Origin of the sequence: Micromonospora sp. NPDC050686, from assembly GCF_040654475.1 — a bacterium.
Lineage (GTDB): Bacteria > Actinomycetota > Actinomycetes > Mycobacteriales > Micromonosporaceae > Micromonospora.
The window spans coordinates 91,405-114,879 of sequence record NZ_JBFAID010000015.1; the positions used below are offsets into that span (position 1 = coordinate 91,405).

General features: G+C 74.2%; 25 protein-coding genes. 12 read left to right on the top strand and 13 right to left on the bottom strand.

Going from position 1 to position 23,475, the window contains the following annotated elements:
• Positions 1-6: 6 nt before the first annotated feature.
• Positions 7-1,176 carry an acyl-CoA desaturase gene (locus tag AB0H57_RS13530; RefSeq protein WP_357505979.1) on the top strand — a complete coding sequence of 390 codons (1,170 nt, stop codon included), beginning with the start codon at positions 7-9 and terminating at the stop codon, positions 1,174-1,176.
• Between the two features lie 305 nt (positions 1,177-1,481).
• The gene (locus tag AB0H57_RS13535; RefSeq protein ID WP_357505981.1) at positions 1,482-2,990 is read left to right on the top strand and encodes an ATP-binding protein; all 1,509 of its coding nucleotides are present in this window, start codon (positions 1,482-1,484) and stop codon (positions 2,988-2,990) included.
• A 109-nt stretch (positions 2,991-3,099) separates the two neighbouring features.
• Here AB0H57_RS13535 and AB0H57_RS13540 read toward each other — a convergent pair whose 3' ends face one another.
• The 3 genes from AB0H57_RS13540 to AB0H57_RS13550 all read right to left on the bottom strand — a co-directional run bounded on the left by AB0H57_RS13540 (position 3,100) and on the right by AB0H57_RS13550 (position 5,048).
• The gene (locus AB0H57_RS13540; RefSeq protein ID WP_357505983.1) at positions 3,100-3,807 is read right to left on the bottom strand and encodes a DUF6745 domain-containing protein; all 708 of its coding nucleotides are present in this window, start codon (positions 3,805-3,807) and stop codon (positions 3,100-3,102) included.
• A gap of 207 nt (positions 3,808-4,014) precedes the next feature.
• Complete coding sequence (locus AB0H57_RS13545; RefSeq protein ID WP_357505985.1) at positions 4,015-4,314, bottom strand: GrpB family protein; 300 nt, start codon at positions 4,312-4,314, stop codon at positions 4,015-4,017.
• A 182-nt stretch (positions 4,315-4,496) separates the two neighbouring features.
• Positions 4,497-5,048 (bottom strand): YciI family protein, encoded by a 552-nt coding sequence (locus AB0H57_RS13550; RefSeq protein WP_357505987.1) that lies wholly within the window; start codon positions 5,046-5,048, stop codon positions 4,497-4,499.
• A gap of 210 nt (positions 5,049-5,258) precedes the next feature.
• On the opposite strand from AB0H57_RS13550, the gene AB0H57_RS13555 reads away from it, so the two are divergent.
• From AB0H57_RS13555 to AB0H57_RS13575, 5 genes are all read left to right on the top strand, one after another.
• Positions 5,259-6,455 carry a helix-turn-helix transcriptional regulator gene (locus tag AB0H57_RS13555; RefSeq protein ID WP_357506034.1) on the top strand — a complete coding sequence of 399 codons (1,197 nt, stop codon included), beginning with the start codon at positions 5,259-5,261 and terminating at the stop codon, positions 6,453-6,455.
• A gap of 153 nt (positions 6,456-6,608) precedes the next feature.
• The gene (locus AB0H57_RS13560; protein WP_357505989.1) at positions 6,609-6,854 is read left to right on the top strand and encodes a hypothetical protein; all 246 of its coding nucleotides are present in this window, start codon (positions 6,609-6,611) and stop codon (positions 6,852-6,854) included.
• A 220-nt stretch (positions 6,855-7,074) separates the two neighbouring features.
• Positions 7,075-7,251 (top strand): hypothetical protein, encoded by a 177-nt coding sequence (locus AB0H57_RS13565; RefSeq protein ID WP_357505991.1) that lies wholly within the window; start codon positions 7,075-7,077, stop codon positions 7,249-7,251.
• Complete coding sequence (locus AB0H57_RS13570; RefSeq protein WP_357505993.1) at positions 7,248-7,466, top strand: hypothetical protein; 219 nt, start codon at positions 7,248-7,250, stop codon at positions 7,464-7,466. The genes AB0H57_RS13565 and AB0H57_RS13570 overlap by 4 nt, the downstream gene beginning before the upstream one ends.
• Before the next feature lie 146 nt (positions 7,467-7,612).
• The gene (locus AB0H57_RS13575) at positions 7,613-8,083 is read left to right on the top strand and encodes a hemerythrin domain-containing protein (protein WP_357505995.1); all 471 of its coding nucleotides are present in this window, start codon (positions 7,613-7,615) and stop codon (positions 8,081-8,083) included.
• Positions 8,084-8,094: 11 nt separating this feature from the next.
• On the opposite strand, the gene rox is transcribed toward AB0H57_RS13575, so the two are convergent.
• A complete protein-coding gene (gene rox / locus AB0H57_RS13580) occupies positions 8,095-9,519 on the bottom strand; it encodes a rifampin monooxygenase (protein WP_357505997.1) in 1,425 nt (474 codons plus the stop codon).
• A gap of 237 nt (positions 9,520-9,756) precedes the next feature.
• Complete coding sequence (map, locus tag AB0H57_RS13585; RefSeq protein ID WP_357505999.1) at positions 9,757-10,575, bottom strand: type I methionyl aminopeptidase; 819 nt, start codon at positions 10,573-10,575, stop codon at positions 9,757-9,759.
• Between the two features lie 75 nt (positions 10,576-10,650).
• Here map and AB0H57_RS13590 point away from each other — a divergent pair, with 75 nt between their 5' ends.
• Positions 10,651-10,917 carry a helix-turn-helix transcriptional regulator gene (locus AB0H57_RS13590; RefSeq protein ID WP_357506001.1) on the top strand — a complete coding sequence of 89 codons (267 nt, stop codon included), beginning with the start codon at positions 10,651-10,653 and terminating at the stop codon, positions 10,915-10,917.
• Here AB0H57_RS13590 and AB0H57_RS13595 read toward each other — a convergent pair.
• Positions 10,914-11,570: an HAD family hydrolase gene (locus AB0H57_RS13595; protein WP_357506003.1), complete on the bottom strand. Its 657-nt coding sequence runs from the start codon at positions 11,568-11,570 to the stop codon at positions 10,914-10,916. The two genes, AB0H57_RS13590 and AB0H57_RS13595, sit on opposite strands and share 4 nt — an antisense overlap.
• A gap of 142 nt (positions 11,571-11,712) precedes the next feature.
• On the opposite strand from AB0H57_RS13595, the gene AB0H57_RS13600 reads away from it, so the two are divergent.
• Positions 11,713-12,039: a YciI family protein gene (locus AB0H57_RS13600; protein ID WP_357506005.1), complete on the top strand. Its 327-nt coding sequence runs from the start codon at positions 11,713-11,715 to the stop codon at positions 12,037-12,039.
• Complete coding sequence (locus AB0H57_RS13605) at positions 12,036-13,262, top strand: sigma-70 family RNA polymerase sigma factor (protein WP_357506007.1); 1,227 nt, start codon at positions 12,036-12,038, stop codon at positions 13,260-13,262. The genes AB0H57_RS13600 and AB0H57_RS13605 overlap by 4 nt, the downstream gene beginning before the upstream one ends.
• 61 nt (positions 13,263-13,323) lie before the next feature.
• Here AB0H57_RS13605 and AB0H57_RS13610 read toward each other — a convergent pair whose 3' ends face one another.
• On the bottom strand, positions 13,324-13,938 hold the full coding sequence (locus tag AB0H57_RS13610) for an HD domain-containing protein (RefSeq protein ID WP_357506009.1): 615 nt from the start codon (positions 13,936-13,938) through the stop codon (positions 13,324-13,326).
• Between the two features lie 108 nt (positions 13,939-14,046).
• Here AB0H57_RS13610 and pdxY point away from each other — a divergent pair, with 108 nt between their 5' ends.
• Complete coding sequence (pdxY, locus tag AB0H57_RS13615) at positions 14,047-14,898, top strand: pyridoxal kinase PdxY (RefSeq protein ID WP_357506011.1); 852 nt, start codon at positions 14,047-14,049, stop codon at positions 14,896-14,898.
• Between the two features lie 47 nt (positions 14,899-14,945).
• Here the strand turns inward: pdxY and AB0H57_RS13620 are convergent, their stop codons facing one another.
• From AB0H57_RS13620 to AB0H57_RS13635, 4 genes are all read right to left on the bottom strand, one after another.
• Complete coding sequence (locus AB0H57_RS13620) at positions 14,946-15,419, bottom strand: GNAT family N-acetyltransferase (protein WP_357506013.1); 474 nt, start codon at positions 15,417-15,419, stop codon at positions 14,946-14,948.
• An 87-nt stretch (positions 15,420-15,506) separates the two neighbouring features.
• The gene (locus tag AB0H57_RS13625) at positions 15,507-18,032 is read right to left on the bottom strand and encodes an FtsX-like permease family protein (protein ID WP_357506015.1); all 2,526 of its coding nucleotides are present in this window, start codon (positions 18,030-18,032) and stop codon (positions 15,507-15,509) included.
• Position 18,033: 1 nt separating this feature from the next.
• Positions 18,034-18,837, bottom strand: coding sequence for an ABC transporter ATP-binding protein (locus AB0H57_RS13630; protein WP_357506016.1), 804 nt, complete (start codon positions 18,835-18,837; stop codon positions 18,034-18,036).
• 31 nt (positions 18,838-18,868) lie between these two features.
• Positions 18,869-18,991, bottom strand: coding sequence for a hypothetical protein (locus tag AB0H57_RS13635; RefSeq protein WP_357506018.1), 123 nt, complete (start codon positions 18,989-18,991; stop codon positions 18,869-18,871).
• Positions 18,992-19,121: 130 nt separating this feature from the next.
• Here AB0H57_RS13635 and AB0H57_RS13640 point away from each other — a divergent pair, with 130 nt between their 5' ends.
• Positions 19,122-19,403, top strand: a complete 282-nt coding sequence (locus tag AB0H57_RS13640; RefSeq protein ID WP_357506020.1) for a heavy-metal-associated domain-containing protein — start codon at positions 19,122-19,124, stop codon at positions 19,401-19,403.
• 51 nt (positions 19,404-19,454) lie between these two features.
• Here the strand turns inward: AB0H57_RS13640 and AB0H57_RS13645 are convergent, their stop codons facing one another.
• Together AB0H57_RS13645 and AB0H57_RS13650 are read right to left on the bottom strand one after the other, a co-directional pair.
• Positions 19,455-20,309, bottom strand: a complete 855-nt coding sequence (locus tag AB0H57_RS13645) for a maleylpyruvate isomerase family mycothiol-dependent enzyme (protein WP_357506022.1) — start codon at positions 20,307-20,309, stop codon at positions 19,455-19,457.
• Between the two features lie 79 nt (positions 20,310-20,388).
• Positions 20,389-23,475, bottom strand: a 3,087-nt coding sequence (locus tag AB0H57_RS13650; protein ID WP_357506024.1) for a BTAD domain-containing putative transcriptional regulator, incomplete at its 5' end; no start/stop codon positions are given.

The window sequence follows — 23,475 nt, forward strand, 5'->3', positions numbered from 1 at the left end:
CCACACGTGACCGCGATCCAAAAGAAGGCCCGCAACCCCATCGCACACCTCAGCGCCGAGGACATCGAGACGCTCGGCAAGGAGCTCGACGCCATCCGCGACGAGGTGATCGCCAGCCGGGGGGAGCGGGACGCGGCCTACATCCGTCGCGTGATCAAGACGCAGCGGTCGTTGGAGATCAGCAGCCGGGCGGTGCTGCTCTTCTCGCTCTTCCCGCCGGCCTGGCTGGTGGGCACCGCCGGCCTCACGGTGGCGAAGATCCTGGAGAACATGGAGATCGGGCACAACGTCCTGCACGGCCAGTGGGACTGGATGCGCGACCCGAAGATCCACTCGACGGTCTGGGAGTGGGACCACGTCTCGCCCGCCGCCCAGTGGAAGCACTCACACAACGAGCTGCACCACACGTACACCAACGTGCTCGGCAAGGACAACGACCTCGGGTACGGCATCATGCGGGTCGACGAGGACCAGCGGTGGCACCCGGCGCACCTGGGCCAGCCCTTCTACAACTTCGTCAACGCGTGCTTCTTCGAATACGGTATCGCCGCGTACGACCTGGAGCTGGGCCACAACCTCAAGAACGGCCGGCACAAGGCCCCCGAGTTCCGCAAGCGGGCCCGGGCGGTCGGCCGCAAGATCCGCCGGCAGGTGCTCAAGGACTACGTCGTGCACCCGCTGCTCTCCGGCCCGTCCTTCCTGAGCACCCTGGCCGCCACCTTCACCGCGAACCTGCTCCGCAACCTGTGGAGCCACTCAGTGATCATGTGCGGGCACTTCCCGCAGGGGGTGGAGACCTTCGAGAAGACCTCCATCGAGGGAGAGACCCGCGGCGAGTGGTACCTGCGGCAGATGCTCGGCTCCGGCAACATCAGCGGCAGCAAGCTGATGCACATCATGACCGGCAACCTGTCCTTCCAGATCGAGCACCACCTCTTCCCCGACCTGCCCAGCAACCGCTACCAGGAGATCGCCCCCAAGGTCCGCGACCTCTTCGACCGGTACGGGCTGACGTACACCACCGGCTCCCTGCCCCGGCAGGTCGCCTCGGCCTGGTGGAAGGTCATCCGGCTCTCCCTGCCCAACCGCCGCGAGGCCGGACCGGTCCAGGACCGGCCGATCGACGGCGGGCCGGCGGAGGCCCCGGTGCCGGCGCTGGCCGGCTCGCCCGCCTGACCTCGACGATCCTCGCCCGGGGCCGGCCCGGCGGTCACCCGTCCCGCCGGCGGTCACCGGCGCCGGCGGTGACCGCGCCGCGGCGGAGCGACACCTCTTCGAGCGTGATACCTCTCAGTCATATTGATACCTCACAGGTGTCACGCTCTTCCGGGCCTTCCCCCCGGACGACATCACTTCAGTCACGACAGGGCGGGCCGCCAGACCGCTGCTGACCAGGGCGGCGAACAGTGGCGGTCGCCCGGGGCAGCTGTCAGACTTGCCGCGGCAACACCTGGCACCGTGGGGCGAGGGGCGTGGTTCGCATGACGCAGCAGAAGTACGACCTTCGGCCGGACGCCGAGCGCTTCGACCTGTTCGGCGCCCAGGTGACGCTGCTGGACGCGGCGGCGCTGCTGACCACGGCCGGCGCCGGCCCAGTGGAGCTGTTCAACGGGTGCGTGTTCCCGGCGCCGGTGCGCGACGTGCGGCTCACGATCCGGGTGGTCGAGACCGACACCGTGCCGACCCACCGCTTCGACGCCGAGGTGCGCAGCACGCCCGGCGGCCGGGCCTCCGGGCTGTTCGCGCTGGGGGCCGTCGGCCCGGCCGGGGTGCTGCTCGCCCGCCGGCTCGCCGCCGCCGACCCGACGGCGGGCCGGGTGGTGGCCGGCGCGGGCCGGGTGGCCGCCGAGGCGACCCGCCGGCTCGGCCTGGTCGCCACCGGGCCGACCGTGGTCGCCGACCCCGACGAGGCCGGCGCGGCGGTGCTGCGCCAGGCCGAGGAGCTGGGCCTGCGCCCGGACGTCGAGCACCGGGAGACGCCCGACGGCGGCCACACCAGCATCGTCCGCGGGTCGGTCGCCAGCGCCGTGGTGACTCCGGCGCACCTGCGGGCCATGATCGGGTTGGTGTTCCAGGCCGTGCGGGAACTGGCCGGCGACACCCCGGAGCCGCGGGTGCTGCGCGGGCGTACGTACCTGCTCGGCCGGCCGGCGGGGCCGGTCGTCGCCACCGCCGCCCCGCGCAGCGAGACGGTCACCCTGGACATGGTCGGCGGCCTCGACGAGGTGGTCGCCCGGTTCCGGGAGATCGCGATCTCCTTCCGGCATCCGGCCGTGCTGGCCCGCTGGGGGGCCCGCCGGCCGCAGGGCATCCTCATGTACGGCCCGCCGGGCACCGGCAAGACCATGCTGGCCCGGGCCCTGGCCAACGAGATCGGCGCGGAGTTCGTCGAGATCCGCACCCCGGAGATCCTGGACAAGTACCTCGGCGGCTCCGAGCGCAACATCAAGCAGATCTTCCGGGACGCCCGGCGGTACCGGGAGCCCACGGTGATGCTCTTCGACGAGTTCGACAGCATCATCAGCTACGCCGGGGCGGGCGGGGACGCCGCCAGCCAGGCGGTCAACGCGGTCGCGGGCATCTTCAAGCAGGAGATGAACACGCTGATCGAGGAGAACCCGAACGTCATCGTGGTGGCGACCACCAACTTCCCGCACCGGGTGGACGCGTCACTCACCCGGTCCGGACGCTTCGACATCAAGGTGGCCATCCCGCTGCCCGACGAGCGGGGCCGCGCCGAGATCATCGCCAAGATGATCCGGGAGTTGATCACCAAGCACGAACGGGCCGGCTTCCGGATGTTCGCCGAGGACGTCGACCCGGCGGACCTGGCCGCGCTCACCCCCGGCCTCACCGGCGCCGACATCCGCGAGGTGCTGCGCCGGGTGCAGTTGGCCAAGGCGATGGCGGAGGCGACCGGTGCCGGCCCGGTCGGCCCGATCAGCCAGCACGACCTGCGCGAGGGCGTCGCCGGGCTGCGCCAGGGCTGAGCCGTCGCCTGCCGGTCCAGGTAGGACGGTCGCCGGTAGCCCCTGCTCCACCGGCGGAGCGGGCCGGAACGGGCAGGTCGCCTCGTCCCGGCCCGGCTGTCCGCTCAGGTCACGAGGTCAGGAGTGGCTGCCAGCCGTCGCGGTAGCGCACGCCGCGAGGCTGGAGCCGGATCTGATCGTGCACCGTCCCGGGAACCGGCTCGGTGCGTACCATCTCGGGGCGGTCCACCATGACACAGACGTTCTCACCGGGCCACCACCAGCCGCAGGAGCGGGCCAGGCCGGCCCAGACGTCGAGGTGCTCGCCCTCGTCCGGTCCGTACCAGGCCAGGCCGAGTCGACGCAGCACGTCGTAGTAGGCGATCCAGGAGGCGTCCTGCTGCCCGTACCAGCACACCGGCAGCGGCGTGCCACCGGCGAGTGCCGCGCGTACGGGTAGCCGAAAACCGTGCGCGAGGCTCCGGTGCAGCGCCGTGCGTACGCCCTGGTGCAGCACCACGGCGAGCGGAACGCCGCGGTCGAGCGCGGACATCGGCGCCAGTTCCGGCCACGGTTCCCTGGTCTTGCCCATGCGCGCCGGGGACAACTCCGGGTCGGTGTGCGTGACGTCCGCGCTCAGCGCGGCGCGTAGCTGGGAGACGACCATGGCGAGATCGCTGGCCAGTGGCGGCGTTCCGTGCGGGTGGGGATCCCGGATCCGCTCGTAGAGGTCATCGAGGGTGGGCCAGCCGGTGACCAACGGCAGTGCCTTGGCCGGGGAGTCGACCCACTCGAACCGGGGTCGTGGCCGCGATGCCCTGGCGTAGATGGCGGTCACGCAGCGTTCGGCGGTCGATCTGTCGGCCGGCTCTGTGGACAGACCGTGGCCGAGCCATTCCTGGCGGATCAGTTCGGCCTGCTGCCATAGGTCGCGGAAGTCGCCTCCGCGAGCGGCCTGGAGAGGATTCGCGGCGCCGTCACGCCGCGCGGGGGCGCTCATCGCGCCTGGGCGTCGCCGCCCTTCCGGTAAGAGATCATGGACCGACTATGGCGTACGGCGCGGCACCGGCGCAACCGGTTCCGCGGTCACGGCGCCGGCCGCCGCGAAGGCGCGCGCCAGGATCTGGTCGATGACGTCGTTCTTCGCCAGGCTGTAGTCGCTGGCCCGGTCGGCGGTGTCGCGCGCCAGCCGCCGCTTGGCCGTCGCATAGCGGTCCCGGTCCGCGGGGTGCGCGCGTAACCAGTCCCGGAAGAGCCGATGCCGGATCGGTTCGGGGGCGTCCTGCGGCCAGACGTGGAGGTTGACGTCCTGCGCGGGGCCGACCAGCAGCCGGTGCCGCGGCAATCTGCTCGGGGGAGCCGTGGAAGCGCTCGACGACATCCGGCGGGTACTCGGCCACGTCAACCTCCCACAATCAAAGTCGGCCAGACTACAACACCGCCGCCGAGGCGGCCCGCCGGCTCACGGGTCGCGCCTCGCCGTACGCCCTGTGGGGGCGGGCTGTCGGTAGCCGCCGGGGCTTCCGGTCAGGACGGCCGTCCGCCGAACGTCCAGTCGTGCACCTCGATCTCGGCGTACCGCTCGGCGGTCAGGACGGCGCGTGCCTCATCCGGGTCCGCCGCCCGGACCAGCGCCGCCGTACCCAGCCAGGTCCTACCGTCGTCGGACAGCAGCGGCCCGTACGCGATCAGCTCCTGCCGCCCGGACGGCACGGCGAGGTCGGCGGCCGGCCCGGTGCCGAGACCGAGCACCAGGTAGCGGTTGCCGCCGGTCCGACCGCCGGGGAAGTCCCACATCGTGCGCCCCAGCGTGTTGCGCCACCGGCGCAGCAGCACGTCCCGGTACGCGCCCGCCTGGTAGTTAGGTTCGTCGAAGGCGAACGCCCGGGCGGTCGCGGCATCGGGCAGGTCGACGATGTGCACGCTGCCGGTTGGCGTCTCGCCGTCCTCAGCGAACGTCGGACCCCGGGCGATCATCACCGCCGCGAACCCGTCCATGTAGGACCAGTGCGCCTCTCGCAGTTCCTCGCGCAGGGCCAGCGAGCCGTGGCGGTCCCGGTGATAGCAGAAGAATTCCATGCCGCGATCCTGCTCGCTGTGTCCGGCGTCGATTCAGGCGGGTGGCGCCCGGGTCACCGTCGCGGCAACTCCTCGCGGTGATCGAGTGGAATCTCGCACGCCGAAGCCAACCGGAGGTGACTGCGTTGAGGCGGTCGCCCGGGTACCGTCGACTATGGCGGCATGCCGGAGTGGCGGCCCGACGCCCAGACCGCTACCTGGGGGACGACGATGACCGACTCCATGACATTCGGCGCGCGCCTCCGCGCCCACCGCGAACGTGCGGGCAAGACCCGTCCCGTGCTCGGTGGTCTCGTCGGCCGTAGCGCCGAGTGGGTCAAGGCCCTGGAGAACGGCCGTCTTCTCCCGCCCCGCCTACCGATGCTGCTCCGCCTGGCCGAGGTGCTGGAGATCTCCGACCTGGCGGACCTGACCGGCGACCAGTCCCTTCCGGTGGCGTCGGTGACCCGCGCCGGTCACCCCGATATCGACAACGTCGCCGCCGCGATGCAGCGCGCGACGGCGCCGGTGGGCGAGCCGACGCCAGTTGACGTACTGCGTGGCCTGGTCGATCAGGCGTGGACGCTCTGGCACCGGTCGACCATCGAGCGTACGGAGGTGGCCGCAGTTCTTCCTGGCCTGCTCGCGGACGCGCAACGCAGCGTCCGCCGGCTGGACGGCGTGGCCCGCCGGCAGGCACTGGTCGAGTTGGCGCGCGTCTACCACCTCACGCAGTTGTACCTGGCCCACCAGCCCTGTCCGGAGTTGGTATGGCTCGCCGCCGACCGAGCGATGCTCGCAGCACAGGAGGCGGACGACCCCTGCGCGATCGCCGTCGCCGCCTGGTACTACGCCCACGTCTACCGGGGTTCCAATCAGACCGACGCTGCCGAGCAGGTGCTCGTCGACGCCGCAGGCCGGATCGATCCAGCTGCCGATGGTGAGCAGTTGGCCCGATGGGGGCAGGCGCAGCTCGGCATCGCGCTCGGCCACAGCAAGGCCGGGCGTGCCGGCAAGGCTTGGCGTGCGTGGGACGCCGCCGAGGGGGCCGGACGCCGGCTCGGCAGCGGGTACGCCCACCCCTGGCTGATGTTCGGTCCGGCGGCCTGCGCGACGTACGCGATCACCATCGAGACAGACCTGTGTCGACCTGGTGAGGCCGTCCGGAGGGCCGACACGGCGGACTTCCGTGCGCTGCCGTCGCACACTCGGCGGGCTGCCGCCCTGATCGAGGCCACCCGGGCGCACCTGCTGAACCGGGGTGAGGTCGCGGCAGTACATCTGCTCGGCCGGGCGCTGCGCGAAAGCGTGGACACCGTGCGCCACCACCCGTACGCCCGCACGGTGGCGCTGGAGCTGTCGAACCGGCCGGGGACAGTCGGGGAGGACGCGCGGGACCTGGCCCTGGCGATCGGAGTGCCTGGGTAACCCTCCCTCGGGTACAAACTGTCCCCGCCGCCGCCCGTGACCGCTCGTAGCGTCCAGGTCACTGGCGGCGGCGAGCGCCTTTCCGGCCGGGCCTGAGCGGGCCTGACGAGAACGCGCCGTTGCCTCCCGACGTGTGGCGAGGAGGCCGAACCTGTGTCGATCCGGTCCGAGTTGCGCAACCTGATGCGGTGGCTGTTCCGGCGGCGGGTACCGCCGCCGTCTCCCGGCACCGGGCAGCGGTACCAGGCGAGCGAGCAGGCGGGGGCACGGCGGCGGCTGCTTGAGCAGGCAGCGCGGTTGCGGGACAGCACGTTGCACCGGGAGCTGACGCAGGTTCTTCCCACTGCGCCGACGTGGTCACGCGAGCGCATCCCCTACGGGCCGAAGGGCTGCCCGTGAGCCGAGCAACGGGCCCGACTCATGGCACGACGTCCGACAGGCAGCGCGTCTCGTACGAGGAATATCTTCTCGCCGTCGCGCTGACCCTCGCCCGACGCCACCGGCCGATGTGGTCATGGCGGAGGTGGCGTCGGATCTGCCGCTGCGGAGCGGACCTGCCCTGCCGTGCCAGTCACCGGATACCGATCGGTCGCGCCCACTGGCCGCAGGGGAAGACCAGATGATCGACCAGGTGCAGGCGATCCTGGCCGTGCACGTGCGCGGGCTCGACGGCATGTGTGCCGGGTGCCGGGTGTGGTGGGGGCGCCTCACGCCGTACCCGTGCTGGCAGGTGGAGTGGGCGACCAGCCGGCGGGCGCGGGCGATCACCGCGCGCTTCCTGGGGGTCGGGTCGTGACCAGCCACGGGCCGGTGCTGCCGATCTGGACCTGCGGCGGTTGCGGGGCGCCGTGGCCGTGCGCGACGCGGCGGCAGGAGCTGCGGGCCGAGTACGCGGACGCGCCGGTCTCGCTGGCGTTGTACCTGGGAGCGCAGCTCGTCCGCGCCACCGCGGATCTGACCTGGGCGCCGGCCGGCACCCTGCACCGGCGCTTTCTGGGCTGGCTGCGGTGAGCCTCCAGCGGCGGGGCGATCGCGCACCCGGCGCTGCGGTAGGCTGCCCGGAGCGTCGCGTGCCGGTGGCAGGCCGTGTCAGGCATGGAGGCGCCGGACCGAGGGGAGTACGACGGTGATGATCGTCGTCCCTTCGCCCGCCACCCATGGGTGAGGGCGAGAAGACCAGGCTGGTTGCCTGGAGTCGAGAGTTGCAGGCCGTCCATCACCGGCTCCGCGAAGCGCTGACCGTGACCCGGCAGGCCCTGGCCGCCGGCGAGCCGGCGCAGCCGGCCACCAGGGACCTGCTGTTGTTCTGTCACGGGTTCTGCGCCGCGCTGACCGCCCACCACGAGGGCGAGGATCGCGACCTGTTCCCGGCGATCGCCGAGCGGCACCCCGAGTTGCGCGAGGCGCTGCGCCACCTGCGGCAGGACCACTCGATGATCGCGCATCTGCTGGCCGGGTTGCAGGACGCCGTGGCCCGAGCAGCCCCACCGGAAGAGCTGGCCCGCCACCTGGAGGGCGTGGCGGCCATCATGGAGTCGCACTTCCGGTACGAGGAACGCCAGCTGCGTACGGTGCTGGAGACCCTGGCGCTGGACGCGGCCCCGGAGGCCGTGCTGGGCCCACTGTGAGCCGGCCCGGCTCAGTGGGCGGCGGCGCCGAACCAGCGGGCCAGCTTGGGCAGCAGCTCCTGTTGGTCGTCGCCGGCCCACGCGACGTGCCCGTCGGGCCGCAGCAGCACGGCGGGCGCGGCCAGCTCCTCGCTGACGTCGACGACGTGGTCGACCCGATCGGCCCAGCCCGTCACCGAGAGCTGCCCGGTCTGGTCGAGCAGCAGGCCCCGGCCGCCGCGGGTCAGCTCGTATAGGCGGCCCGGCTTCAGCCGTACGTCCCGCATCCGCCGGCCGAGCAGGTCGTGGCCCTCGCCGAAGTCGTAGCGGACCCCGAGCGCGGTGACCTTCTCGGTCAGGTGCCGGTTGACCTCCTCGAAGTCCATCAGCTCCGCCACCAGCCGGCGCACCGCCCGGGGGCCGGGCTCGGTGGACATCAGTTCCATCTGGGCGCGGGTGTTGGCGAGCACGTCGGCGGCCACCGGTCGCCGCTCGGCGTGGTAGCTGTCCAGCAGCCCTTCCGGCGCCCAGCCGGCGACCGCGGCGGCCAGTTTCCAGCCCAGGTTGAACGCGTCCTGGATGCCGAGGTTGAGCCCCTGCCCGCCGGTCGGCGGGTGGACGTGCGCGGCGTCGCCGGCCAGCAGCACCCGGTCGACCCGGTACCGCTCGGCCAGCCGGGTGGCGTCGCCGAAGCGGGACAGCCAGCGCGGCGAGTGCACGCCGAAGTCGGTGCCGGCGTACGCCCGCAGCTGTCGCTTGAACTCCTCCAGCGTCGGCGGCGTGCGGTCCCCGGCCACTCCCTCGGCGGGCACGACGACCCGGTATGCCCCGTGCTCGGTGACCGGCCCGAGGCCGAACCGTATCTGGGTCTTGCGGACCTCGGCCACCACGGCGGCGACCGTCTCCGGCGACGCGGTCACCTCCATCTCGCCCAGCAGCGTCTCGTTGCGGCTGGGCTCACCGGGGAAGTTGACGCCGAGCAGCTTGCGCACCGTGCTGCGGCCGCCGTCGCAGCCGACGAGGTATCGGGAACGCAGTGTCGTGCCGTCGGCCAGCTCGGCCGTCACCCCGTCGTCGTCCTGGCTCAGCCCGACCAGCGCGCAACCGCGCCGCACCTCGGTACCCATCTCGACGGCGTGCTCGGCCAGCAGGCGATCGGTGGTGGTCTGCGGGATGCCGAGGACGTAGCCGTGCGCGGTGTCCAGCCGGGGCGCGGGTTTCGGGATCGCCGCGAAGAAGCCGGCGACCGGGTGCCGCTGGCCGTGCGCCAGGAACCGCTCCAGCAGGCCACGCTGGTCCATCACCTCGATGCTGCGTACGTGCAGGCCCAGCGAGCGGACGTACCGGGTCGGCTCCGTCTCCTTCTCCAGCACCAGCACCCGCACGCCGTGCAGCCGCAACTCGGCGGCCAGCATCAGGCCGGTTGGTCCGCCACCGGCGATGATCACGTCAAACATGAACCGTCCATTCACTGGGGTCGCGTTTCGGCCGGCTGATTGGCGCGGCCGGGTGCGCGCGTTTGCACGCTTTGCGGATTCCGATTGCCGCAGATTTGGCTTCGGTCGGAAATTCTGCGGCATGACCCGGGTCTTGCGGCAAGGCCCCCAGTGCGGTATACGTTAAGAATGGCAGGGAGAAGCGATCTCCCTGCCATTTGCGTCGGTGGAGTTCTGCCTGCTCAGGGCGGGCGGCGGTCAGGAGGCTTCGGCCGGCTTCCTGGTGGGATCGGCCGAGGTGCCGCCGTGAGCGGGGCGGCGGGTCAGGACCTGGGGACCGGAAGCCGTGATCGCGACCGTGTGTTCGGAGTGGGCGGTGCGGGAGCCGTCCGCGGAACGAATCGTCCAGCCGTCCTTGTCGTACCTGATTTTGTCGGTGGAGCGGCAGAACCAGGGCTCGATGGCGATGGTGAGGCCCGGGACGAGTTTCATGCCGCGGCGGGGGCGGCCGTTGTTGGCCACGTGCGGGGCCTCGTGCATGGTGCGGCCGATGCCGTGGCCGCCGAACTCGGCGTTGACGCCGTAGCCGTAGGAGTGGGCGACCTCGCCGATCGCGGCGGAGACGTCGCCGAGGCGGCCGCCGGGCTGGGCGGCGGCGATGGCGGCCGCCAGGGCGACCTCGGTGGCCTCGATCAGCTTCAGGTCGGCCGGGTCGGGGGTGCCGACCACGACGGAGAGCGCGGAGTCGGCGACCCAGCCGTCGATGCCGACCGCCATGTCGATGCTGAGCAGGTCACCGTCGCGCAGCACGTAGTCGTGCGGCAGGCCGTGCAGCACCGCGTCGTTGACCGACAGGCACAGCACGTTGCGGAACGGACCGCGGCCGAACGATGGGGCGTAGTCCCAGTAGCAGGATTCGGCGCCGCGTTCGGCGATCCGGCGACGGGCGTGGTGTTCGAGGTCCATCAGGTTGACGCCGACCGCGGCGACAGCGCTCAGCTCGGCGAGCAGCTCGCCGACGAACTGGCCGGTCACCGCCATCCGGCCGATTTCCTCGGCGGACTTGAGCTCGATCACGACAGCCTCCCTCTCCGTCTGCGGTATTTTTATACCACGTCAGGTCGGGGCGCTCCGGAGGGATATCCTGCTGGCATGGTTCGCCAACCACTCACCGCCGAACAGATCGCCGCGGGCCAGCGCCTGGGAGCCGCCCTCCGGGCCGCGCGGGCCGGCCGCAGCCTCGTCGAGGTGGCCCTGGCGGCCGAGATCTCCCCCGAGACGCTACGCAAGATCGAGTCGGGCCGGCTGCCCGCACCGGCGTTCGGCACGGTGGTCTGCCTCAGCCAGGCCCTCGACGTCCCTCTCAGCGATCTGGCCGATGTCTGGCTGGCCGCCATGCCCGTCCGCCAGGCGTCCTAACCGCCTGTGGCATTGTGCTTCGCCACCAGGTCCGGGAGTTCGTCCAGCGAATCGATGCGGAACAGGCACCGCTCAGCCACCGCCGGGTCGTCGAGGATGTGACCCCACGGACCGCGCCGGATCAGGCACGTCTTCATGCCGGCCTGCCCGGCCGGGCGGGCGTCGTTGTCGGGCCGATCACCGACGTACAGGATCGAGGACGCGTCGCCGCCACCTTCGCGCACGACCCGCTCGAAGAAGGCCGGCGACGGCTTCTCCACGCCCCAGGCGTGCGACGTGCCGATCACGTCCACCGGCAGGTCGAGGGCGCGCAGCGTCGCCTCGGCATGAGCCGGCTGATTGCCGGCCAGGCCCACGAACAGGCCCTGATCCTTCAAGGAGGTCAGGCACGCTCGCGCGTCCGGGTAGAGATCCTCTTCGCCGAACGACTCCAGGTCACCGGCAGCGGCTCGGCGCTCGATCTCGGTCGCGAGATCGAAATCGGGCCGGAAGACCCGGAACGGTTCCTGCCAGTGCAGGCCCCGGGCGATCGCCGCGCCGGAGACCGCCGAGAACGTGTGCCGGGGGACGCCGAGCCAGTCCGCCCAGGTCGCGAACTCGCGGGACTCGTCGAGAATCGTCCCGCCGACATCGAAGAAGACCGCGTCGATCACCTGAGTCCCCCCGTCCCGGTCGCGCTGCCAACGGATCATAGAAGAATCTCGGCGGCGCGGGTCGGATCGAGGCAGCGGCGTTCGTAGCAGGGGTGAGAGGCTGCCCGAGGGGGCGGTCACCCGACGGCAGGAGATGATCCCGATGGCGCAGTACCTGATGTCCGTGCTCGACGAGACGGCCGGCCTCGCCACCACGGCGGAGATGGCCGCGATCGACGTCTTCAACGAGCAACTCCAGGCCGACGGCCACTGGGTCTTCGCCGGCGGCCTCGCCTCGCCCGACACGGCCACCGTCGTCGACGGCCGGCACGGGGAGCCGGTGTTCACCGACGGCCCCTACCTGGAGTCGAAGGAGCACATCGCCGGCTGCTGGATCATCGAGGCACCCGACCTCGACGTGGCGCTGCGGCTCGCGGCCCTCGGCTCGAAGAGCTGCAACCGGAGGGTCGAGCTCCGGCCGCTGCGGTGAGCCCGACCGACGTCGGCGAGGCGATCATCCGGGTGCACCGCGCGGAGTGGGCCCGGCTGGTCGCGACCCTGGCCCGGCGCCTCGGCGACCTTGACGTCGCCGAGGAGATGGCCGCCGAGGCGTTCGCGAGCGCCGTCGAGCGCTGGCCGGTCGACGGCGTCCCGCCGAATCCCGGCGGATGGCTCACCACCACCGCCCACCGCAAGGCCATCGACCGGATCCGCCGGGAGGCCAGGCGTGAGGAGAAGCACAAGGAGGCGCTGATGTTGTTCGACACCCCCGATCCGCTCGGCGCCATCGACGACGACCGGCTCCGCCTGCTCTTCACCTGTTGCCACCCCGCGCTCGCCATGGAGGCGCGGATCGCGCTGACCCTGCGGATGGTCGGCGGGCTCACCGTGCCCGAGATCGCCCGGGCCTTCCTGGTCCAGGAGGCCACCGTGGGTCAGCGGATCACTCGCGCGAAGGCAAAGATCAAGGTAGCGAGGATCCCGTACCGCGTGCCGTTGCGGGCGGACCTTCCGGCCCGGGTCAGCGGGGTGCTCGCCGTCCTCTACCTGATCTTCAACGAGGGCTACCTGCCCTCGGACCCCGGGCAGGCGGCGGTCCGCGGCGACCTGACCGCCGAGGCGATCCGGCTGACCCGGCTGGTCCGTGCGCTGATGCCGGCGGACGGCGAGGTGGTCGGACTCCTGGCGCTGATGCTGCTGACCGAGGCCCGGCGGGCCACCCGGGTGTCGGCGAGCGGTGAGCTCGTCCCCCTCGGCGAGCAGGATCGCGGCGCCTGGGACCGGGCGCTGATCGCCGAGGGCCACGCCCTGGTCCGCGCGCGCCTCGCCGCCGGCCAGGCGCCGGGGCGCTACCAGATCCTCGCCGCGATCAACGCCGTCCACACCGATGCCCGGGACGCCCGTGACACCGACTGGTCGCAGGTCGTCGCGCTCTACGACCAGCTGGTCCGCCTCGACCCCTCGCCGATCGTGCGGCTCAACCGGGCGATCGCGGTCGCCGAGGTCGACGGCCCGCAGGTCGCGCTGGCGCAGGTGGACGGTCTGCCCCTGGAGGGTTACCACGCCTACCACGCCACCCGCGCCGACCTGCTGCGCCGGCTGGGCCGGAGCGCGCAGTCGCGGGCGGCGTACGAGCGGGCCATCGGGCTGGCCGGCAACACCGCCGAGACGGCGTACCTGATCCGCCGCCGCGATCAGCTGGCCGCTCGGTGAGCCGCGCCATCCACATCGGACCGCTCGCGATCGCCGGGCCGTTCGAGACGACGCGCGTGGCTCAGCGCACCGGGTGCTGGTGACGCCGGGACAGAGCGAGCAGGTCGGGCTCGCCGAACCTCTCCACCAGCTCCGCGAACCGGACCACCTTGTCCGCGCCGAACCGCCGCACCCCGGCGGCATAGGACGCCGCGCTCACGAAGGCCGGTGGTGTTGTCTTGCTGTGGAACTTGTCGGCGTACATCACCAGCTGCTCCTCCACGGTGTCTGCCGTGTAGTCGCCGACCGGCAGCGCCAGGCCCTGCCGCAGCACGTCGTCGCGGGTGAGCCCGACACCGGTGTGGTGGGCGCAGAACCTGCTCACCAGCTCGGGGAAGCCGAGGTCACGCAGGAGCGCCTGGCCCAGCACGCCGTGCCGGAGGTAGTTCTCGTGATCAAGTCGCCCGGTCGCGTCGTAGAGGCGGTACACGCCGATGTCGTGCAGCAGGCTTCCGGCGCGTACCAGCTCGACGTCGACCGCCGGGCGGTGCCGGTCGAGCAGCTGCTCGGCCACGTCGCACACGATCCGGCAGTGGGTGTAGACGAGGTCGAAGGCTTCCTCGGTCGGCGCGTACCGTTCGTGCAGCGCCCGGATCTGCTCGTCGGTCGGGATGACCGACGCGTGTTGGATCGTCACGTCCCTCGCCCCGTTGCACCTGGCCGCCGCTGACCGCCACACCCTACGCCGGCGCCCAAGGAGCCCTCCTGACGCATCGCGTGCCGGCGGAACCGGCATGATGAGCTGGTGAAGATCCTGTCCATCCAGTCCTCGGTCGCCTACGGCCACGTCGGCAACTCGGCGGCCGTCTTCCCGCTCCAGCGGCTCGGGCACGAGGTGTGGCCGGTGCTGACCGTGCACTTCTCCAACCACACCGGGTACGGCGCGTGGCGCGGCCCGCTGCTGGCCCCGGCCGACGTCGCCGAGGTGATCGCCGGCATCGCCGATCGCGGGGTCCTCGGTGACGCCGACGCGGTGCTCTCGGGCTACCAGGGCGACCCGGCGATGGGTGCGGTCATCCTCGACGCGATGACCCTGGTGAAGACCGCGAACCCGGACGCCGTCTACTGCTGCGACCCGGTGATGGGCGACGTCGGGCGGGGCATGTTCGTCCGGCCCGGCATCCCCGAGTACCTGCGCGACGTCGTCGTGCCGCGGGCGGACATCATCACCCCGAACCACTTCGAGCTGGACTTCCTCGCCGGCCGTACCACGACCACCCTGCCGGAGGTGCTGGCCGCGGTGGACATGGTCCGCGCGACCGGGCCGCGGCACGTCCTGGTCACCAGCGTGCTGCACGGTGACGTGCCGGAGGGGTCGTTGGAGGTGGTGGCCGTCTCGGACGAGGGGGCCTGGGCGCTGACCACGCCGCTGCTGCCGATCACCCCCAACGGCGGCGGCGACGTGACCGCGGCGCTGTACCTGGCGCACCTGTCGACGACGGGCTCGCCGGCGACGGCGCTGGAACGCACCATCAACTCCGTGTTCGCCGTGCTCGAGGCAACCCTCGCGGCGGGCACCCGGGAGTTGCAGCTGATCGCGGCCCAGGACGCGATCGCCGCGCCGCCGGCCAGGTTCGCCGCCCGCCGGGTGCGCTGAACCGGGCGGCCGGTCCCAGCGGACCGGCCGCCCGACCCGGCAGCCGGCTACGGCCGGGTGGGCGCGGTGGCCGGCTGCCAGGCCGCCACCACCTTGGTCCACAGCTTCGCGCCGAGCCGCCGGTAGAACCGCTGCGCGGCGGCGTTGCCCGGCTTCACCTCCCACCGGATCAGCAGGCCCTCATCGGCCACCGAGGCGGCCAGGCCGGTCATCAACCGCCGGCCGACGCCCGCGTCCCGGGCGTCCGCCCGCACGTACAGGTCGTCGAGGGCGAGGATGTCCCGGCCGCTCCACAGGTGCGGGCGGCGCTGCGCGGAGACGTACCCGAGGGGGCGGCCGGCCCGCTCCGCGAGCAGCACCACCACGTCGTCGCGGCCCAGCATCTCCCGCCAGCGCGGGACGTCGGTGGTGACATGCTCGGCGTCGCCCTCGTGCGTGGCGAGCTCCCGGACCAGGGCGTCCACGGTCGCTGCGTCGGCCGGGGCGGCCCGGCGCAGGGTCGGCACGCTGTCGGTGATCATGGTCTTTCCTCTCGTCGTCGTCGCCTCGCCGGCCGGTCGGCCGGCGGTCGGTGCGGCGGCGGCGCGGACCGCCACCGCCGTCGTGGGTCAGGGAGTGGCGATGGCCCGCAGTACGTCCATCCGGGCGGCCCGCCGGGCCGGCAGCAGCCCGGCCAGCAGCCCCGCGGCGAGGGCGACCGCCACCACCGCCGCCAGCCGGCCCGCCGGCAGCGCCAGCGCGGTCGGGGCGTTCCGGTCGAGGACCGCCACGGTGGCCGCGGCGAACCCGGCGCCGAGCGTCACCCCGACGGTGGTGGCCAGGGCGGCGACGAGCACGGCCTCCCAGCGGATGGTCCAGCCCACCTGGCGGCGGCTCGCCCCGACGGCCCGCAGCAGGCCCAGCTCGGCGGTCCGTTCGGTGATGGACAGGGCCAGCGTGTTGGTGATGCCCAGCAGGGCGATCAGCACGGCCAGCATCAGCAGCGCGGTCACCAGGCCGAGGACCTGGTCCACCATCCCGGTCCGCCCGGCCACCGCGGCGGCCTGGTCGCGTACGTCGGCGGTGGGGGTGTCGGCCAGGGCCGCGGTGACCGCCCGCCGCGCGGCCGCCGGGTCGGCGTCCGGTGCGAGCCGGACCAGCACGCTCGCGTCGGCCCGCTCCCGGTAGAGCGCGGCGAAGGTGTCCAGCGCGATGATGTGGTCGGTGGCGAGCGCCCGGGCGTCGGAGTCGCGCAGCAGGCCGACCACCGGCAGCCGGCGGGTGCCGGTGTGCGAGAACGTCATCGGCAGTTCGTCGCCGACCCGCAGTCCGCGCTGCCGGGCCACGTGCTCGGCGAGCACCACCCCGCCGCCGCGCAGCGCGTCCAGGCTGCCTGCGGTCATCCGCAGCGCGGCGACCCGGGGGAGGGTGGCCGGGTCCACGGCGGTGAGCGCGGACACCTGCTCGCCGTCGCGCCAGTGCCCGTACCGGATCCGGGAGGTCACCGCCACCTCGGGCAGCCGGGCGATCCGCTCGTGCACCTCCGGGGCGAGGCCGCCGAGCATCTCGCCGCGGGCGCTCTCCACCACCAGGTCCGCGGTGACCACCTCGGCGTACGAGTCGCGGATCGAGTTCTTCACCGACGTGCCGAGCACCGCCATGTAGCTGATCAGCGCCAGCCCGAGGGCCAGGGCCAGCGCGGTGGCGGCGGTCCGGGCGGGGGTGCGGGCGGCGGCCTCGACGGCCAGCCGGCCCGGCGTACCGGCCAGCCGCAGCGGCCGGCCGAGCAGGCGGACCAGGGGCGGGGCGAGAGCCGGGCCGAGCAGCGCCAGGCCCGTCACCGCCCCGGTCGCGGCGACCGCCAGCAGGGTGACCGGTCCGCCCGTGGCGACCAGCACGGCCGCGGTGCCGCCCGTCGCGGCGGCCAGCAGGCCCAGCCCGGTCCGGGCCCGGCCGGTGCCGGCGGCGCCGGCCCGGCGCAGCGCCGCCACCGGTGCGACCGTGGCGGCCCGGCGGGCCGGCCCGGCCGCCGCGAGCACCGTGACCAGCACCCCCACCACGGCGGCGACCAGCAGCGTACGTGGGGTGACCACCAGCCCGCCGTCCGGCAGCGCTACGCCGAACACGCCCGCCAGCCGTCGCATCGCCGCGGCGGCGCCCACCCCGAGCGCGGCGCCGAGCCCGGCGGCGGCCACGCCCACCAGCAGCGCCTCGCCGAGGATGGACCGCAGCACCTGCCCACCGGTCGCGCCGGCGGCCCGCAGCAGGGCCAGTTCGCGGGCCCGCTGGGTGACCACGATCGAGAACGTGTTGGCGATGAGGAAGCCGCCGACCAGCAGCGCGGCGGCGGCCAGCGCGAGCAGCATCACCCGGATCAGGTCCAGCTGGGAGCGGGCGGCCTTCGCGCCGGCCGCCGCGATGTCCTGGCTGGTGGCGACCTCCACCTCGGCGCCGAACGCCTGGCTGAGCCGCTGCCGCAGGTCACCCGCGGGAACGTCCGGCGCCGCGACCACCGCCACCTCGGAGACGCCGGTGCCGAGCCGGAGCAGCCGCTGGGCCGTCGCCAGGTCCACCAGCGTGACCGTGCTGTTGGGCAGGCCGGACCGGTCCCCGAACCCGACCAGGCCGACCACCCGCAGCCGGGCGCTCTCCACCGCGCGGACCGTCACGGTGTCGCCCACCCGTACGCCGTGGGCGCGCGCGGTGTCCTCGTCGACCACCACCTCGTCGGCCGCCGCCGGCGCCCGGCCGGCGCGCACCGGGAACGCCCCGACCGGGGCCGGCTCCCAGGAGGCCAGCACCGAGGCCCCGCGGGGGACCACCGGCCGGCCGGCCACCTCCAGCAGGCCCTCGCCGCGCACCAGCGGCCGGGCGGCGGACACCCCGGGCAGCGCGGCGACGCGCCGCACGGTGGCGTCGGGCAGCGGGTCGCGGGCCACCTCGACCCCCATGGCCGAGTCGAACGCGACGGCGTCCCGCACGGTCAGGTCGGTGCCCGCCGTGGCGGTGCGGAACTGGTCGTCGAGCAGCCGGCCCGAGGTGTCGGTCAGCACCAGGCTGCCGGTCACGAAGGCCACCCCGAGCACGACCGCGACCACCGTGAGCGCCAGCCGGGCCCGGCGGGCCAGCGTGCTGCGCAGCGTCAACCGCCACATCTCAGGCACCTTCCTCGTCGGTGGAGCGGGTCAGCCGCGCCATCCGGTCCAGCACCGACGCCGCCGTCGGATCGGCCAGTTCGCCGTCGACCCGGCCGTCGGCGAGGAACAGCACCCGGTCGGCGTACGCGGCGGCGTGCGGGTCGTGGGTGACCATGACGATGGTCTGGCCCAGCTCGTCGGCGGCCCGGCGCAGGAACCCGAGCAGCGCCCGGGCCGACTGGGAGTCCAGGTTGCCGGTCGGCTCGTCGGCGAAGACGATCTCCGGCCGGGTGATCAGGGCGCGGGCCACGGCGACCCGCTGCTGCTGACCGCCGGACAGCTCACCGGGTCGGTGCCGTAGTCGTTCGGCCAGGCCGAGGGTGGCGACGAGGTGGTCCAGCCGCTCGGGGTCGGGGCGGCGCCCGGCCAGGGTCAGCGGGAGCAGGATGTTCTCCCGCGCGGTCAGCGTGGGCACCAGGTTGAAGCTCTGGAAGACGAAGCCCACCCGGTCGCGGCGCAGCAGCGTGCGCTGCCGTTCGCCGAGGCGGGCCAGGTCGGTTCCGCCGAGCAGGACCTCGCCGGAGTCCACGGTGTCCAGTCCGGCCAACGCGTGCAGCAGGGTGGACTTGCCGGAGCCGGACGGGCCCATCACGGCGGTGAACCGGCCGCGGGCGATGGACACGCTGACCCCGTCCAGGGCGCGGACGGCGGTCGTGCCCCGGCCGTACGTCTTGACCACCGCCCGGGTGCGGGCGGCGACGTCGGGCTCGGCCGCGGGACGCGGGTCGGCGGCGGACGGCAGGACGGCGGTGCGGTTGGTCATGGCGTTCCTCTCCTCGGTGCGGGACGGCCGGTCAGCGGACTCGGGTGGTGCGGGCGGGGCGGACCTCGACGCGGTGCCGGGCGCGACGGCGCAGCCGGCGGGACAGCGCGGCCTGCTCCAGGCGGATCAGTTCGGTGGTGAGAAAGGGGTGCACGGGGGCCTCCTCGACGTGGGGTTCGGTGCCGACGTCGACCACGGTCGCGGGCCGCGCTGTCCGGACGCTGGCCGCCGGCCCGGCGCGCCTGGACAGCGTCCGGACAGTGGGCCGGAGGAACCTTTCCAGCATGGAACGCGGGGATCTTTCCGGCCCGGAGCGCGAGGACCCTTCCGGCACGGAGCACGAGGACCCTTCCGGCACGGAGCGCCAGGAACTGTCGGTGCCGTTGCCGGACGGGATCTGCCGGCACTGTGTGCGGTTGATCAGCGGACGGCTCCGGGACCTGCCCGGCGTGGTGTCGCTGGAGTACGATGCCGGCCGCCGGGTGCTGCGGGTCGGCGGGCAGCCCGACCCGGCGGCGCTGCGCCGGGCCGGTTTCGCCGCGTGCGGGGAGGAGGGCTGCCAGTAGGCAGTGCCAGGCCGGGCGCGGACACCAGGACCGCGACTGGCGAGACCGGCCCTAGTTGTGCGGCAGGTGGACGACACGCAGGAAGGCCGGCACCAGCCACGGGCGGGGGCCGCCGACGACGACATCGCGTCGGGCCAGCGCGCGCGGCACGCTGAGCCGGCCGAACAGCATCAGGTTGAAGCGCGCCGGGCGGAACGTCACCCGCGCGTCGGGGCGGTCGCCGGCGGCGCCGAGGTGCACCCGACCGTTGCGCAGGATCAGCAGTGCCGGCCGGGTGTGCGCGGACCGGAACTCCACGCCGATCGGGCGTCGCGGCAGGCGCACGCCGGTGTCCAGCAGGGCGCCGTAATCCCGGCGGATCATCTCGACCAGGAACTCGTCGAGGAAGAGGGCCGCGTCGGCGTCCGGCATCGGCCAGGGCTGGGCCAGCGCCCGGGCCACGTCCCAGCCGTGCACCAGGAACTCGTTGACCAGGTGGGCGAGGAGACCGGTCGGCGTAACCAGCGCGCCGCCGAGCCAGCGGACCGGCCGGGCGTCGACGTCGGCGGTGGCGGCCAGCAGCCGGTCGACCGCCGCCTGAAGTTGGTCGGCCAGGCGCCCGGGGTCGCGCTCGGGCAGGTGCCGGAGGACGACCTCGTTGGCGTCCCGGACGGTGTCCACGGTGGTACCGGCGAGGAGACGGTCCAGGCCCGGCACGGGGAGCCGCGGCGCGTCGGGGTCGAGGAGGGCGCCGTAGTAGGCCGCGAGCGACAGCAGATGGGCTGCGGTGTCGGCCACCGTCCAGTCCCGGGTGGCCCGGGTGGTTCCGTCACCGGCCGCGCGGACCAGCGCGGTGAACCGCTCGGCGGCTCGTCGCATGGCGTCCCGGGCCCGTCGTCGCGCGTCTGGCAGCTCGACATCGGTCACACCCCACGCTGGCATGTCGTCCGCGAGGGCCGCATCTCCCAGCGTGCCGGCGAGCCGGCTCGGGCGTCATTCGCGGTGGCTAGGCCAGGTCGAGAGCGGCCTGGCGGGCCCGTCGCGCCTCGTCGGGCTGCCCGGCGTCGGCCGCCGCGTCGGCGGTCAGCTGCCAGAGCCGGCGGCGGGCCCACGGGAACTCCCGCTCCTCGAACAGCGCGAGGGCGCTCCGGCAGCCGTCGACGGCGCCCGCCGGATCACCGTCGGCGTACGCGATCCGCGCCCGGCCCCAGGCCGCCCAGGCCCGGCAGCGCGGGTTGCCGCTGCGCCGCGCGGTGTCGTCCGCCTCGGCGAGCAGCGCCGGCACGTCCCCGGCGTCGTCCCGGTCCAGCCGGGTGTGGGCGAGCTGCACCAGGCTGAACGCCAGCGCGTGCGGGGACGCGGTGGCCGCCCGCGCCTCCCGCACCGCCTCGGTGAGCACCCGCATCGCCGCGTCGCCCTGGCCGCCCTCGCGCAGCGCAACACCCAGGTGCGCGCGGATGCCGGCCGCCAGCAGCCGGTCCTCGGTGCGGGCCAGCAGGTCCAGACAGTGCGCCCAGCGGGTGGCGGACCGGTCGAAGGCGCCGGCCCGCAGGTCGAGCAGCGCGTCGACGTACCAGGTCATCGCCGACCACCACGGGCCGGTCAGTTCCGCCCGGGCCCGGTCGACGAGCCGGCGGTGGCGGTCGAGGTCCCCGTCGTACTGACCCTCCCAGGCCAGCGCCAGCCCGGAGATGGCGGCGTTGCCGGCGTCGCCGAGCCGTTCGTGCAGCTCCAGCGCCTCCCGGCTGGCCGCCCGGGTGACCGGGGTCGGGTAGTACACGCCGAGCAGGCCGACCCGCTGCAGGGCGGCGGCCCGCTCGGCCTGGGTGAGGCGGCCGGTGTCCGCCAGCGCGGTCAGCACCTGGATCCCCTCGTCACGCAGCCCGTAGCTCCAGAACGGGTACAGCGCCCGGGCCAGCCGCAGCCCGGCCGCCGTGCCGTCCGGATGGGCCAGACAGAAGTCCACCGCGGCGCGCAGGTTGTCGTGCTCCTCGACCAGGTGGGCCCAGGCGTCACCGCCGGCGCGCGCGGACGGGCCGTACCGTTCGGCCAGCTCGGTGAAGTGCGCGACGTGCCGCTGCCGGGTCTGCTCCCGCTCACCGGCCTCGACGAGCCGGCCGGCGGCGTACTCCCGGACGGTGACCAGCAGCCGCATCCGCCCGCTGGCCGGTTCCGGCACCACCAGCGAGCGGTCGACCAGCCGGAAGAGCAGGTCGAGCACCTCCTCGGCGGCGAGGCCGGCGAAGGCACAGATCCGTTCCGCGGCGGCGAGGTCCCAGCCGCCCCGGAACACCGCCAGCCGCCGCAGCAGCCGCCGCTCGGCGTCGGTGAGCAGCTCGTGGCTCCAGTCCAGGGTGGCCCGCAGCGTCCGGTGCCGGGCCTCGGCGGTACGCGCCCCGGCGGTGAGCAGCGCGAAACGGTCGTGCAGCCGGGCGGCGATCTCCGCCGGGGGCAGCGCCTTCACCCGGGCGGCGGCCAGCTCGATGGCGAGCGGCATGCCGTCGAGCTGGCGGCAGATCTCCACCACGGCGGGGGTGGTCGCGGCGTCCAGGGCGAAGTCGGGGCGTACCGCGCGGGCCCGGTCGACGAAAAGCCGGACCGCCGGGCTCGCCGCGGCCTGCGCCGCCTCCTCCGGTACGGCCAGCGGCGCGACGGCCAGCTGCGTCTCGCCCGGCACGGCCAGCGCCTCCCGGCTGGTGGCCAGTACGCGCAGCGCCGGGCAGCCGTCCACCAGCCGCTCCACCAGCGCCGCCACCTCGTCCACCAGGTGTTCGCAGTTGTCCACCACCAGCAGCGCCGGGTCCCCGCCCAGCCGTGCGGCGACCGCGGCGGTGGCGGCGTCGCCGGTGCCCCCGGCCACCTGGAGCTGACCGGCCACCATCGCCGGCAGGTCCACGTCGGCGGGCACCGCCGCCAGCCGGACCAGGTGCACGGGCAGCTCCGCCTGGCACCGGCGGGCCACCTCCAGGGCGAGCGTGGTCTTGCCGACGCCACCCGGGCCGGTCAGCGTGACCACCCGGGCCTCGCCCAGCCGCTCGCGTACCCGCCGCAGGTCGGCGTCCCGGCCGACCAGCGAGGTGAGCCGGCGGGGCAGGACCGCGCCGTCCAACGCTCCCGCCGCGACCCGGCTCGCGCCGTTCGGCGCGGCGTCGGCCGCCGAGGCCGCGACGGGTGGCGGCTCTCCGGCGGCCGGCGGTGTGGCGGCGGGCGCGGGTCGCGGCGGCGCGGCGGCCGGCGGCACCTGCTGGCGCAGGATGGCCTCGGCCAGCGCCCGCAGCTCCGGCCCCGGGTCGATGCCCAGTTCGTCGGCGAGTCGCCGGCGCAGCGCGTGGTACGCGGTCAGCGCGTCCGCCTGCCGGCCGGCGCGGTACAGGGCCAGCATCAGCAGCCGGTGCGCGCGTTCCCGCAGCGGGTGCGCGGCGACCAGGCGCTCCAGGTCGGGCACGGCGGTGGCCTGCCGGCCGGCGTCCAGCAGCAACTCCAGCCGGTCCTCGACGGCGCCCAGGCGCAGCTCCTCCAGCCGGCCGCCCTCGGTGGCCACCCACCCGGCGTCGGGCACGTCGGCCAGGGCTGGCCCGCGCCACAGGGCGAGCGCCGCGTCGAACCGGGCCAGCGCCGCCGCCCGGTCCCGTTCGGCCCGCGCCTCGGCCAGCAGCCGCTCGAAGCGGTGGGCGTCGACCGCCGCCGCGGGGACCGCGAGCAGGTAGCCGGGGGCGCGGGTGACCACCAGGTCGGCCCCGGCCCCGGCCAGCGCCCGGCGCAGCTTCGACACCCGCAGCTGCAACGCGTTCGCCGCGTCGGCGGGCGGCTCACCGGCCCAGAGCGCGTCGGTCAGCGTGTCGGCGGCGACCACCCGACCGGCGGCCAGCAGCAGCCGGGCCAGCAGCGCCCGGTTCGCCGGGGGCAGCGTCACCGGCGGCCGGTCGGCGACGCGCACCTCCACGGTGCCGAGCAGGCCGAAGGTGACTGGTGACCCGTTCTCCCGGTCCATCCCGCTCCCGTCCGCCCGGCTCGCCGGGGCCCAGCCCTCGCCGGGCCGCCGGGCGGCCCCATCGTACGGGCCGCCCGCCACGCCTTCCGTGGATCCCGCCGA